The sequence below is a fragment of the Stenotrophomonas sp. NLF4-10 genome, assembly GCF_022359915.1.
Taxonomy (GTDB): domain Bacteria; phylum Pseudomonadota; class Gammaproteobacteria; order Xanthomonadales; family Xanthomonadaceae; genus Stenotrophomonas; species Stenotrophomonas daejeonensis.
Map to the genome: position 1 here is coordinate 1294794 of NZ_JAKSEE010000003.1, position 12350 is coordinate 1307143.

General features: G+C 69.1%; 17 protein-coding genes. 5 read left to right on the top strand and 12 right to left on the bottom strand.

Annotated features, from left to right (window positions below):
* Window positions 1–29: 29 nt before the first annotated feature.
* The 4 genes from minE to MIC98_RS06140 are packed head-to-tail and all read right to left on the bottom strand — an operon-like array spanning window position 30 to window position 2476.
* Entirely contained in the window at window positions 30–290 is a 261-nt protein-coding gene (gene minE, locus MIC98_RS06125; RefSeq protein ID WP_057639632.1) for a cell division topological specificity factor MinE, read from the bottom strand.
* 2 nt (window positions 291–292) lie between these two features.
* Complete coding sequence (gene minD / locus MIC98_RS06130) at window positions 293–1102, bottom strand: septum site-determining protein MinD (protein WP_057639631.1); 810 nt, start codon at window positions 1100–1102, stop codon at window positions 293–295.
* Between the two features lie 32 nt (window positions 1103–1134).
* Entirely contained in the window at window positions 1135–1884 is a 750-nt protein-coding gene (gene minC, locus MIC98_RS06135) for a septum site-determining protein MinC (RefSeq protein ID WP_152979474.1), read from the bottom strand.
* 1 nt (window position 1885) lies between these two features.
* Window positions 1886–2476, bottom strand: a complete 591-nt coding sequence (locus MIC98_RS06140; protein WP_057639629.1) for a GNAT family N-acetyltransferase — start codon at window positions 2474–2476, stop codon at window positions 1886–1888.
* Between the two features lie 140 nt (window positions 2477–2616).
* Here MIC98_RS06140 and MIC98_RS06145 point away from each other — a divergent pair, with 140 nt between their 5' ends.
* The 5 genes from MIC98_RS06145 (at window position 2617) to MIC98_RS06165 (ending at window position 6989) form a co-directional block, all read left to right on the top strand.
* A complete protein-coding gene (locus tag MIC98_RS06145) occupies window positions 2617–3816 on the top strand; it encodes a sensor histidine kinase (protein ID WP_057639628.1) in 1200 nt (399 codons plus the stop codon).
* The gene (locus tag MIC98_RS06150; RefSeq protein ID WP_057639627.1) at window positions 3813–4454 is read left to right on the top strand and encodes a response regulator transcription factor; all 642 of its coding nucleotides are present in this window, start codon (window positions 3813–3815) and stop codon (window positions 4452–4454) included. The genes MIC98_RS06145 and MIC98_RS06150 overlap by 4 nt, the downstream gene beginning before the upstream one ends.
* 202 nt (window positions 4455–4656) lie before the next feature.
* On the top strand, window positions 4657–5790 hold the full coding sequence (locus MIC98_RS06155) for an SRPBCC family protein (protein ID WP_239736497.1): 1134 nt from the start codon (window positions 4657–4659) through the stop codon (window positions 5788–5790).
* A 145-nt stretch (window positions 5791–5935) separates the two neighbouring features.
* Entirely contained in the window at window positions 5936–6307 is a 372-nt protein-coding gene (locus tag MIC98_RS06160) for a DUF423 domain-containing protein (RefSeq protein WP_057639625.1), read from the top strand.
* Between the two features lie 7 nt (window positions 6308–6314).
* Window positions 6315–6989 carry a DNA-3-methyladenine glycosylase gene (locus MIC98_RS06165; protein WP_239736498.1) on the top strand — a complete coding sequence of 225 codons (675 nt, stop codon included), beginning with the start codon at window positions 6315–6317 and terminating at the stop codon, window positions 6987–6989.
* Between the two features lie 259 nt (window positions 6990–7248).
* Here MIC98_RS06165 and MIC98_RS06170 read toward each other — a convergent pair whose 3' ends face one another.
* The 8 genes from MIC98_RS06170 to MIC98_RS06205 all read right to left on the bottom strand — a co-directional run bounded on the left by MIC98_RS06170 (window position 7249) and on the right by MIC98_RS06205 (window position 12237).
* Window positions 7249–8010, bottom strand: a complete 762-nt coding sequence (locus MIC98_RS06170; RefSeq protein WP_057639623.1) for a DUF6508 domain-containing protein — start codon at window positions 8008–8010, stop codon at window positions 7249–7251.
* Window positions 8003–8803: a M15 family metallopeptidase gene (locus MIC98_RS06175; protein WP_239736499.1), complete on the bottom strand. Its 801-nt coding sequence runs from the start codon at window positions 8801–8803 to the stop codon at window positions 8003–8005. Before MIC98_RS06175 ends, MIC98_RS06170 begins: the two co-directional genes overlap by 8 nt.
* A 145-nt stretch (window positions 8804–8948) precedes the next feature.
* Entirely contained in the window at window positions 8949–9479 is a 531-nt protein-coding gene (locus MIC98_RS06180) for a PH domain-containing protein (RefSeq protein ID WP_239736500.1), read from the bottom strand.
* Window positions 9480–9500: 21 nt separating this feature from the next.
* Window positions 9501–10298: a CPBP family glutamic-type intramembrane protease gene (locus MIC98_RS06185; protein WP_239736501.1), complete on the bottom strand. Its 798-nt coding sequence runs from the start codon at window positions 10296–10298 to the stop codon at window positions 9501–9503.
* Window positions 10295–11590 (bottom strand): alpha/beta fold hydrolase, encoded by a 1296-nt coding sequence (locus MIC98_RS06190; RefSeq protein WP_239736502.1) that lies wholly within the window; start codon window positions 11588–11590, stop codon window positions 10295–10297. Before MIC98_RS06190 ends, MIC98_RS06185 begins: the two co-directional genes overlap by 4 nt.
* Window position 11591: 1 nt before the next feature.
* Window positions 11592–11774, bottom strand: a complete 183-nt coding sequence (locus MIC98_RS06195) for a DUF4177 domain-containing protein (protein ID WP_057639618.1) — start codon at window positions 11772–11774, stop codon at window positions 11592–11594.
* Window positions 11771–11950, bottom strand: a complete 180-nt coding sequence (locus MIC98_RS06200; protein WP_239736503.1) for an Arc family DNA binding domain-containing protein — start codon at window positions 11948–11950, stop codon at window positions 11771–11773. The genes MIC98_RS06195 and MIC98_RS06200 overlap by 4 nt, the downstream gene beginning before the upstream one ends.
* Window positions 11947–12237: a hypothetical protein gene (locus MIC98_RS06205; RefSeq protein WP_239736504.1), complete on the bottom strand. Its 291-nt coding sequence runs from the start codon at window positions 12235–12237 to the stop codon at window positions 11947–11949. Before MIC98_RS06205 ends, MIC98_RS06200 begins: the two co-directional genes overlap by 4 nt.
* Window positions 12238–12350: the final 113 nt, after the last annotated feature.

Sequence of the window (12350 nt, forward strand, 5' to 3'; positions counted from 1 at the left end):
CGGGGCCGCGCCGGCGGCTCCGTGGTGGTTCAGTTCTGCGGGCCTTCGGGCAGGGCCACGGAAATGTCGAGCACGTCGTGCTCGCCGTCCTTGACCAGGTCCACCTTAACCGCGTCGGCGTCGATGTTGACGTATTTCTTGATCACGTCCAGCAGCTCGCGCTGCAGCAGCGGCAGGTAGTCCGGGCCACCGCGGGCGCTGCGCTCCTGCGCGATGATGATCTGCAGGCGGTTCTTGGCGGTTTCCGCGGTGGTCTTCTTGCTCTTGAACAGGTCGGAGAAAATACCCATCGTCACCCTCCGAACAGCTTGCTGAAGAAGCCCTTCTTGTCCACGGTGGTGAAGCGCATCGGGCGCTCTTCGCCGAGGATGCGCCCCACGGCGTCTTCATAGGCCTGGCCGGCCGGCGATTCGGTGTCCAGGATCACCGGTTCGCCCTTGTTGGAGGCGTTGAGCACGTCGCCGGACTCGGGGACCACGCCGATCGCCTTCAGCCCCAGCACTTCCTCCACGTCGGTGATGCTGAGCATCTCGCCGCTCTCCACCCGCGCCGGGCTGTAACGGGTGAGCAGCAGGAAGGCAGGCACGCTCTTGCCGGCTTCGGCGTTGGCGGTCTTGGAGTCGAGCAGGCCGATGATGCGGTCCGAGTCGCGCACCGAGGACACTTCCGGGTTCACCACCACCACCGCGCGATCGGCGAAGTACATCGCCAGGAACGCGCCCTTCTCGATGCCGGCCGGCGAGTCACAGATGATGAAGTCGAAGCCGTCGGCGGCCAGGTCCTTGAGCACCTTCTCCACGCCTTCCTTGTTCAGTGCGTCCTTGTCGCGGGTCTGCGAGGCGGCCAGCACGAACAGGTTGTCGAAGCGCTTGTCCTTGATCAGGGCCTGCTTCAGCGTGGCCTCGCCGTGGACGACGTTGACGAAGTCGTACACCACCCGGCGCTCGCAGCCCATGATCAGGTCGAGGTTGCGCAGGCCGACGTCGAAGTCGATGACGGCGACCTTCTTGCCGCGGCGCGCGAGGCCGCAGGCGATGCTGGCGCTGGAGGTGGTCTTGCCCACGCCGCCCTTGCCGGAGGTGACTACGATGATTTCAGCCAAAGGATTTCTCCTGAATGTTCGGGTGGGCCGCGTCAATCCAGCGCGGCGATCATGACCTGGTCCTGCTCCAGCCAGACCTGCACGGCCTTGCCGCGCAGGTTGTCGGGAATATCGTCCAGTACCTTGTAGCGTCCCGCAATGGCGACCAGCTCGGCGTGGAAGTCGCGGCAGAAGATGCGCGCGCCCTCGTTGCCCTTGGCGCCGGCCAGGGCGCGGCCCCGCAGCGTACCGTAGATGTGGATGCTGCCATCGGCGATGACCTCGGCGCCGGCACCCACCGTTGAGATGACAGTCAGGTCGCAGTTCTCGGCGTACAGCTGCTGGCCCGAACGCACCGTGCCCAGCTGCATGCGCCCGGGCTGCGGTGCGGCGGCCGGGGCGGGGGGCGGCGGTGCCGGTTCAGGTGCGCGGCGCGGCGGCGCGGCGGGCGCGGCGTCGATCGATTCGTATTGGGCGCGGAACTTGGCCAGCAGCGGCAGGCCCAACTGCACCGAGAGCTGCTCGATCTCGCTGGTGCCGTAGGCCAGCGCCACCGGCAGCACGCCGGCCTCGCGCAGGCCGTCCAGCAGGGCCCGCGCGGTGGCGGTGTCCGGGGTGTGGCTGAGGCCGCCGAAATCGAGGATCACCGCCGCGCGCCCGAACAACCTGGGCGCACGGGCCACGCGTTCGCGCATTTCCTGGACCAGCCGCGCCACGTCGAGGGTGCGGATGCGCAGGTTGGCCACGCCCACCTGGCCGATCTTCAGTTCGCCTGCCTGTTCGTAATCCGGATTCGCTGCCATCTCAGGTTCCCGTCGGCCGCTGCTGCAGGGGCCGGCGTGCATGGCCCACCCACGGGACGTCGGGCAGGTTGTCGCCATAGGTCTCCTTTACCCATTCGTGGCTGCACAGGTCCTTGAGCAGCATGCTGGTGCGCACGTCGACTTCCGGCATGGTGTTCTGCCCGACCTCGCGGAAGCCGAAGCTGCCGTGGAACAGCAGGGCGGCGTCGGCGCCGTGGTCGAGGAACACCTCGCAGGCCATCTGCGGGTAGCGCAGTTCGGCGTAGCTCTGCACGTCGGCATAGAACGCGCGGCCGACGCCACCGCCGCGGCGGCGGCTGGCGACCACGATGCGGTCGATGTAGAAGAAGCTGGGGTAGCGCTGCTGGAACCAGGCGAAGTTGCAGCTGTCGTGCGCGCTGTCGCTGCCGTAGCCGACCAGGAAGCCGGCCATGTTGCCGTCGCGCTCGGCGATACGGAAATACTCGGCGGTTTCGTAGAAGCGGCGGACCTTGGCGGCATCCAGCGGCAGGATGGCCAGGCCGGCGTTGTTGTTCAGTGCCAGGACGGAATCGAGCTCGTGCTCGCGCACGTCGCGGATGACGATCGACATTGTGACTCCGTGGGGTGAAACAGTCGGCCCCGGATGGGGGAAGGGGGCAGGGCGGCGATTATCGCATGGCCGGCCGGAGCCCGGCGAGCCATGACTTCCGTGGGAGGGCGCGCGCGCGCCGGGCTCCTTACCATGCACGCATGTTGGGAAAACTCAGCCATACCCGCGTCCTGCGCCTGGCCGGCCTATTCACCTGGGCCATCGTCAGCCTGCCGCTGATCTACAGCCAGTACGCGCTGGACGAAGAAGCCGTGCCCGGCCGGCCGGGCGAGGAGCTGTGGCTGTTCGCGTTCTACGTGGCCTTCGGCGGCTGCTATTTCTGGCTGACCCGGCGGCTCAACAGCGGCGGCCACGCGCACTGGTACGACCGCCTGCTGCTGGTGGTGCTGACCATCTGCGCGCTGGCGGTGAGCTACCTCAACGGCTCGGGGCTGGGCAGCATCCTGCTGATGGTCGCGGCCGGGGTGATCCCGTGGCTGCTGCCGGTGCGGCTGGGCGTGTTCTGGTTGCTGGTGAGCCACTTGGCGGTGCTTCCGGTGTATTTCGCGCTGGGCTTCTCGCTGTTCGAGGCGCTGATGCAGTCGCTGCTGTACGGCGGTTTCTCGATGTTCATCTTCGTGACCAGCCTGGTCGCGCGGCAGCAGACCCAGGCCCGCGAGGAGCAGCGCCGGCTCAATGCCGAACTGCGCGCCACCCGCCTGCTGCTGGCCGAGAGCGCCCGCGTCAACGAGCGCACCCGCATCTCCCGCGAGCTGCACGACCTGCTCGGCCACCACCTGACCGCGCTGAGCCTGAACCTGGAGGTGGCCGGCCACATCACCGAGGGGCGGGCACAGGACCACGTGCGGCAGGCGCACACGCTGGCCAAGCTGCTGCTCACCGACGTGCGCGAGGCGGTCAGCCAACTGCGCGAGAGCGGCGCGATCGACCTGGCCGCGGCGCTGCGGCCGCTGGCCGAGCGGGTGCCCTCGCTGCACATCCACCTGGACATGGACGACCCGCTGAGCGTGGAAGACCCCGAGCGCGCCCACGTGCTGCTGCGCTGCACCCAGGAGATCATCACCAACGCCGTTCGTCATGCCGGCGCCCGCAACCTGTGGATAAAAGTGGGGCGGGAGCGCGAGCGCATCGTCATCGACGCGCATGACGATGGCATTGGCGGCGAGGTGGAGCGGATACTGCCCGGCAACGGACTGCGCGGCATGCGCGAACGGCTGGCCCAGCATGGCGGCGACCTGGACGTGTCGGCACCGCGCGGCGGGGGCTTCCGCCTTCGCCTGTGGCTGCCGGTGGCAACCAACATGATGCTGGCCTCCGGGCCACAAGGAGTGAACCGATGATCCGCGTCTGCCTGGTCGACGACCAAACCCTGGTGCGGCAGGGCATCCGCTCGCTGCTGGCGCTCGATGACGGCATCGAGGTGGTGGCCGAGGCCACCGACGGCCGCCAGGCGGTGGAGCTGATCCCCGAGGTGGCGCCGGACGTGGTGCTGATGGACATGCGCATGCCGGTGATGTCCGGGCTGGAGGCGCTGCAGACCCTGTCCCAGCGCGGCCAGCTGCCGCCGTCGATCATCCTGACCACCTTCGACGACGACCAGCTGGTGCTGGCCGGGCTCAAGGCCGGGGCCAAGGGCTACCTGCTCAAGGACGTGACCCTGGAGCAGCTGGTCGGCGCCATCCGCACCGTGGCCGAGGGCGGCTCGCTGGTGCAGCCGGCGGTGACCCAGCGCCTGCTGTCGGGGCTGGAGCACATGCGCAACGAATTCGTCAGCCTCGACCGCCCGGACCCGCTGACCGACCGCGAGACCGAGATCCTGCGGCTGATGGCCTCGGGCTTCTCCAACAAGGAGATCGCCAACTCGCTGGGCGTGGCCGAGGGCACCATCAAGAACCACGTCTCCAACATATTGAGCAAGCTGGGGGTGCGCGACCGCACCCGCGCGGTGCTCAAGGCGTTCGAGCTGCAGTTGGTCTGAACGGGCCGGCCGGAGGCGGAAACCGCCGCGGCCACGCTGCCGGGGCCGGGGTGATGCGTTACCCTTGGAACCCGTCGAGGAAGTTTCGCATCCGGCAGGGAAACCGGTGCGCCAATCCTGTCAACAACCCGCGCAAAGCCTGATAGGATGGGGGCTTCGCTTCAATCAACCCGGCCGTGGGATCGGCCCCGGAGACTCCTGAATGACCCGTATTATCGAGTTCCTGATCGCCTTGGGGATCGTGGCTGGCCTGTTCGTCCTCATCGGCGTGCTGCTGCCGGGCGAGCGTCACATCACCGAGAGCGTCGAGACCAACCGCAAGATGACGATCGTGTACGACACGGTCAACAGCCTGCGCCGCTTCAAGGATTGGAACCCGCTGGTGCTGCGAGATCCCGCCGTCGAGCTGACGCTCAAGGGTCCGGACGCCGGCAAGGGTGCGCGCCTGGAATTCAATTCGAAGAACGACGTGCTGGGCCAGGGCAGCTGGGAGATCACCGACAGCGAGGAGAACCGGCGCGTCTCCATCGCCATCGAGGACCAGACCCGCGGCCATGACAAGGTGACCACCTTCACCCTGCAGCCGACCGGCAAGAACGACCGCAACGTCAAGATCACCCAAGACTACAGCGTCAAGTACGGCTTCGACCTGTTCGGCCGCTACGCCGGCCTGTACGTCAGCCGCCACATCGGCGACGACCTGAAGCTGGGCCTGTCGCGCATGGCCAACATGCTGGCCTCGGTGCCGAACGTGGACTACCGCGCCGCCGAAGCCCCGCTGACCGACCTGAAGGTCGTGGACGTGCCGGCCGAGGACCTGCTGGCGGTCAACGCCGGCAACATCGACCGCAACAACGAGACCATCCGCAAGTCGATCCAGGACAACCAGGAGTGGATCAAGCGCGCGATGGAGGCCAACGGCCTGGAGGCCGCCGGCCCGGTGCGCATCGTCACCACCGACTTCGGCGCCGAGAAGTACGCCTTCGACGTGGTCCAGCCGGTCCGCAAGAAGAGCGCCGCCGACAAGGACAAGAAGGACGGCGACAAGGCCGACGCCGCCGAGGCTGCCCCGGTCGCCGCCGCCGATGGCGAGCTGAAGGTGAAGATCCCGGAAGGCAACCCGGCCACCTACAGCCACGTCGCGCCGCACCGCTCCGCGTTCGCTTCCTACACCGGCCACATGGCGGGTTTGGACGTGGCCCGCAACGCGCTGCGCGCGTGGGCGACCACCAACGGCAACGAGGTGACCGACCGCCCGTACGAATCGTGGACGGGCGGCGTGGACAAGGCGTTCACCACCGACGGCACCTACGACGTGTACTGGTCGATCAAGTAACCGACCGGTTGCGACGAATGCAGTGATCGACGAAAAACGCGCCGCCTCCTGCGGCGCGTTTTTCTTTGGCCCCCACCAAGGCCCGGCGGCGGGCCGCACACCCGCGCGGGCCCGGCCCGCGCCCCGCAAAAACCGAGGGAAGACGATGCTGGGTCTGGAACGGCGTGTACGCAAACCTTCGTTTCTGGCGTTCTGCGGCGCGTTGCTGGCCGCCGCCGCGGTGGCGCTGTCGGCCTATGCCGCGCATGGCGTCGGCGATCCCCTGCTGCAGTCCCGGCTGGAAACCGCCGCGCTGCACGCCTTCGGCCACGGCGTGGTGCTGGCGGTGCTGGGCCCGGCCTCGCTGAACGGCTTCGGGCGGGTGGCGCTGTACGTGCTGCTGCTGGGGGTGCTGCTGTTCTCCGGCAGCGTGGCCGGTGGCGTGCTGATGGGCTGGCCGACCACGCTGGCCCCGGCCGGCGGCATGGCGATGATCGCCGGCTGGCTGCTGTTCGCGCTGGGCTCGCTGCGGCGGTAACGCGGCGATGCCCCGTTACGCGCGCGGATTCGACGTCGGACAGGCGCTGGCGCACCTGCAGCGCCGCGACCGGCGGCTGGCCGCCTGGATGCGCCGGCTGGGGCCGCTGGAAACCCCGGCGGGCTGGCGGTGCCCGTTCGACCCGGTCGATGCGTTGGCGCGCGCGATCCTGTTCCAGCAGCTCAGCGGCAAGGCCGCCTCGACCATCGTCGGGCGGGTGGAGGCGGCCATCGGCAGCCCGCGCCTGCATGCCGACACGCTGGCCCGCATCGACGACGCCGGCCTGCGTGCCTGTGGCGTCTCCGGCAACAAGGCGCTGGCGCTGCGCGACCTGGCCCGGCGCGAGCAGGCCGGGGAAATCCCCTCGACCCGGCAGATGGCGTGGATGCACCACGACGCCATCGTCGAGGCGTTGGTCCCGATCCGCGGCATCGGCCGCTGGACGGTGGAGATGATGCTGATGTTCCGGCTCGGGCGGCCGGACATCCTGCCGGTCGACGACCTCGGCATCCGCAAGGGCGCCCAGCGCGTGGACGGCGCCGACGCCATGCCCACGCCGAAGGAGCTGCAGGCCCGCGGCGAACGCTGGGGGCCGTACCGCACCTGGGCCAGCTTGTACCTGTGGCGGATCGCCGATGCCGCCGACGCCGGTGGCGCGAAGACCAATCGTTCGCAGGATTGATTTCCGGAGCAGGAGCTGCGCCCCGGGGGGATGACGGTGCTTTCCCGTACCGTGTGGAATGGCCTTCTGTCTCGTAGGTACCGGGCTTGCCCGGTACGGGGCCTCTCCGGGAAGGTTTCATGCTGGGGCAAGCTCCGCATCTACAAGATTGCTTCGTAGGTACCGGGCTTGCCCGGCACGGCTTCACCGGGAAGGTTCCATGCGGGGCAAGCCCCGCAGCTACAAGGTGCCCGAAGAACCCCGACTCGGTCCCGGCGGGTTACAGCCGATAGCGGTGCAGGTAGTCCAGATGCTTCCTGCCGGGCGCGGATTGCGTGTATTCGCCCTTGTCGCTCCATGACGCGGTATGGCCGATGCCGCACTCGGCCAGCAGGTATTCGAGCAGGCCATCGTGCGGGCACAGGTACCACTGACCCGCATGCGGGAAGCATAGCCACAACCCGCGGTGGCGGTATTTGCGCGCCACACCCATGCGGCTTTTCAGCTGCACGCGCAGGAAGGTGCGGCCGTCGATGTGCTGGGCGATGAAATCGGCGCCCTGCCAGTCGTCGCTCAGGCGCAGGGTGACGTAGCCGTAGTCGGCCAGCCGCGCAGAGACTTTCTGGAAGTTGTGGTTCTCGCGCTGGCGGCTGTTGAGCGCGGCATAGGCCACCGGTTCGAGGGGAACATGCGCTTGCCGTTGCGCCATCGCCGCGGCGATGCGCGACAGGCGTTGCATCAGGCGTTGCAGGCGGCCATCGGCGAGCAGGGCGGCATGGTGGCCTGCGTTGAAGCGTTCGCCACGCTCGCACCAGGTCAGCAGCGGGCGCAGTTCGGCCAGCGTGGCGTCTTCGATCCGCTGCGGGTCGTCGATGGCTTTGCCCGCGGCGGCCGGGTCGTAGCCGGTGTCGCACCACGGCGGGCATGCCAGCAGGGCGAAGAAGGCGCCTGCCGCTTCGTGCCGGGGCGCGTGGTGCAGTGCCTGCCACGCCGCCAGCAGGGTCTCGATGTCGGCCAGTCCGGGCAGGCCGCCCTCAGCCACGGAAACACCAGTGCCACGGTTCGTAGACGATGCCGTGCGGGTTGTCGCGCGGGTAGCTCAGGTGGAAGCCGAGTTCGCCCGCGCGGCGTTGCAGCCAGGCGAAGGCCGGGGTGCGCTCGAAGGATTCCTCCGCGGGCGGCTCGCCCGGCGTGCCGATGTCCAGCGCATTGCCGCCGTGGTGCTCGCTGTAGCCCGGCGCGGCGTTGACGGTGAGGATCGCGGCCACGTCCAGGCCGCGGGCGAGCTTGCGTTCGAAGATGCCCAGTTGATAGGCATGGCTGCGGTAGCCGGAGATCGCGTCCAGCGCGATGCCGTCGATTGCGGCGGCCGCATGCAGGCGCTGCCATGCGCGCGCGGCGCCGCGGGTGAGCCACAGCGGGCGGCGGTAGCGGTCGAAGCCGGCCAGTTGCAGGCATGCTGGCTCGGCGACCAGCGGCAGGCCGGTCTGCGCGGCATAGGCGCTGGCATCCAGCCCGAGCCGGTCCAGCCGCTGCTGCAACCCGTCCAGCGGCAGCGGACCGGAGGGCGGGGGCATGCGCGCCGGTTGCGACAGCCGGGCATCGAGCAGCGCCAGTGCCGGTTCGACGCCGGGCTCTTCGGGCAGGCGCGTGACCAGCGGCATCAGGCCGCCTCGCAGTTGCACGGCCAGGTAGCGGCCGTCGCGTTTGCGCCGCAGCACGTGGCTGGCGCGGGCGAGCAGGCGCGCGTCGTGGTTGCTGCGCGCGCGCAGCAGGCCGCCGGGCCAGAGTTCGATGTCGGGGGTGTTGAGCAGCAGGTACGGGGCGTTGCGCATGGAGGCAGCTTGGGGCATCGATGCGGGGCTGTCTAATGCCCGGGCTGCATCCCCGGCGCTTCGTCCGCCAATAGGTCGGGGTTACATCCCCGACGGCGATATGCGCGAGGTGCCGGGTATGGAGCGTCGGGGGCGCAACCCCGACCTACGCCAGCCGTTTCAGGTCGTCGAGCAGGGCGCGGGGGTGCTCCGGCGAAAGCAGCAGCATCGCGCCGCCGCGCAGGGGCAGCACCAGCACGCGGCTGCGGTCGGTGAGCAGGCAGAATGCCTTGCCGCCGCCGCGCATGCGGAAGTGGCCGGACTGGAAGCCGGGCATGCCGAAACCGTTGGTCTTGAAGCCGGGGCGGTATTCGTGGTGTTCGGCCAGGTCGACCACGCGCGCCTGTTCCAGCCGCAGTTCGGAAACGTCCACGCGCTTGCGGTAGAAGGTCGAAACCACGTCCAGTTGCCGGCCCTGCACGTTGATGCGGCGGCGGTTGAAGGCCCATTGCAGGACGATGCCCACCACCGGCAGGTGCGCCAGCACCAGCCAGATGCCGGGCGGCACGGGCGGATTGCGCCATGCGCTGGCAAGGGTCAGGCCGCAGGCCAGCAATAGCGGCAGCCATATCCACAGCAGCAACCACGGTGAAGCGGGAGCAACGGCGTAGGACTTCGATGTGGACGCGGTGGTCATCGGCTCGGGTCTTCCTTGTGGTCAGGGTGTGCCGCTGCCAAGCAACGGCATCAGCACGTGCAGCACGAGGTCGGCGCTGAAGTGGGCGAGCATGGCCATCTCCAGCCCGCGCCGCCAGTACAGCCAGCCACAGGCGATGCCGACCACCGCATTGAGGGCGAGGGTGCGCAGCACGACGATGGTATCCAGCCCCCAGATGTGCGCCGCCGCCGGCAGGTGGCCGACGCCGAACAGCAGCGCGGCAAGCAGGATCGCCAGCCAGAACGTGGTGTTGCCGGGCATGCGGCCGCGCACGCGGGCGACCAGCCAGAGCAGCAGCGTCATCAGGAACAGCCGCAGTTGCAGCTCTTCGACGATGCCGCCGTAGAACGAGGCCAGCAGGCCGTTCAATGCCGAGGCCGCGGCATCGGCGTGCGCCGGCGGGTTGCGCATGGCCGGCAGCAGCGGGTCGATCCATTGGCTTGCCAGCACCACCAGCAACGCCATTGCCGCACCCAGCGCGACCGCTAGCCACGGCTGCGGGCGCGGCCGTGCCGCAGCCGGCGTGCCGCCCAGCCATGCCTGCAGCAGCGGTGCGCCGAGGCCGATACGGTGCCCCATGCGCAGGCCCAGCAACGACATGCCGCCGAGCAGCACCAGCGCCTGCAGCGACTGCGCCATGACCACTACCGGCAAGGGCAGTGGAATCCGTGCCAGCTTGTCCGGCATCAACTGCAGCAGGTAGGGGAACAGCGCGGCGGTGGCCAGCGCCGCGGCCAGCCCCAGCACGCCGGCCAGCTTCAGGTCGGGTTTCCACGGTGCGGGCGAGGACGGGGTCATTGCCGTTCCTTCACCCAGTTGGCGATGTCGTCGAGCAGCGTGGCGTCCACGTGGCCGGGTTTCTGGTATTCGTCCAGCGTGCCCTTGCCTTCGCCGGCGATGCCGAGGTGGTTGAGCGCCGGGTAGCGATGGAAGCGGTAGCGCGGGCCTTGCAGGCCCTGTTGCCAGCGTTGCCAGTCGGCGTCGACCACCTGGAAGTCACGGCCGCCTTGCAGCAGCAGGACCGGCAGTTGGCTGTCGCGCGCATCGGCGACGGGATCGACTTTTTCCAACTGCTGCCAATAGCGCCCGGGCAGTTCCAGCAGCCTGGCTTCGGGGTCGTGGCGCACCTTGGTGATGGCGGCGTCGAGCGCATCCAGATGCGCCTGTTCCGTGGCGCTGATGCTGCCGTCGAGATTGGCGAGGTAGCGGTTCTGTTCGCCGAGCAGGTCGAGGATCGGGCGCGCGGGCGCGGCCAGCAGGATCAGCCCGGCCACTTCGCCGTGGCTGTTGCGGGTGATGCGGCCGGCGAGCAGGCCGCCCTGGCTGTGGCCGAGCACGTAGACGTGCCTGCGGTCGACATGGGGGTTGCCGACGAGCGCGGTGACCGCGGCGACGGCATCGTCGGTGGTTTCGTCGTCAATGCCCGATTCGCTGGTGAAATCCTGTGGCCGGGCCTGCGTGCGCTTGTCGTAGCGCAACGTGGCGATGCCGTGCGCGGCAAGGCCGCGCGCGATGTCGAGGAACGGACGGTTGGCGCCGATGGTTTCGTCGCGGTCCTGCGGGCCGGAGCCGTGCACCAGCACGATGGCCGGGAACGGACCTTGCCCCTTGGGTACGGTGAGCGTGCCCGGCAGCCCCGGTTTGCCCGAGGTGGGTGCGGGCAGGGTGAGGTCCTGCTCGGTGAAGGGCGCATCGGCAGGCGCGACGGGCGGCGGGGGCGGCGCCGGCTGCACCATGAAGCCGGCGATGCGGTCGTCCCTGTCCAGCACCACGCGTGCCAGCACGTCGCCGTGGGCGTAGTGCAGCGGGACGGCCACGATGCGGAAACCATCGGCCTCGCTGGTCGTCGCCTCGCCGCGGCTGCCAGCCGCGCCCAATTGCGCGGGTAGCGACTCCCACACGGCCTTGAGCTTGTCGGCGGGCACGGCGGTCTTCATCTGCGGCGAGAACGACGCCTCGGCGGCGGCGTACTGGCCGGCGTCGAGCTGGTCGAGCAGGCGCGTGGCCAGCGTGGTGGGGGCGTCGGTGGCGGACGCCGTGGCCGAAACCATCATCGCCGCGGCGGCGAGCCATGCCTGCATCCGCTTCATCTCAGGCTTCCTTCTTGAACAGCAGGGTCGGCGAGGAATAGCCGGGCATGGAATGCACCACGTTGACCAGCTCCCAGCCCTGCCGGCCGTGCTTGTCCAGTTCCTCCTGCAGCGTCTCCATCTTGAAGCCGCCGAACACGCTGGTGTTCACTTTGACGACGAGGTACTTCCATTGCTTGTTCATGGCTCTTCCCTTGGCTCGGTTTTCGGTTTGGGCAGGCGCCCGGCCTTGCGCAGCGCGTCGCGCAGCACGTATTCGATCTGCGCGTTGAGGCTGCGCAGCTCGTCGTCGGCCCAGCGTTGCGCCGCCGCCAGCACCTCGGCGTTGATGCGCAGCGGGTAGGCCTTCTTCTCGCTCACTTGCGTGGTGCTCCGTCATTGCCGCGGCGCAGGTGCAGCACCATCGACACCGCCAGTGCGTTGACCGCCACCGCGAAGCCGATGCCGACGGCCAGCGCCGCGCTGCGGTTGCCGCCGGAGAAATACAGCGCGATCGCGGCGATGAAGCTGCACAGCGCGATCAATGCCCAGCGCAGCCCGGTGCCGCGCGCGTGGGCGCTGCCGTCGCGGCCGCTCCATGCGGCGATGCCAAGCGCCGGCACGCCGGTGAGGGCGATGACCAGGGCGGCGATCACTTCATTGCCCATGCGCGGCGTTCCCGTGGTTGCGGCCTGCCTGCCGGTGCCGGCGGCGGCGCGCGCCGATGTCGACAGCGGGGATGATGAAGGTGACGATGGCGGGATGGGCGGGATTCACGGCC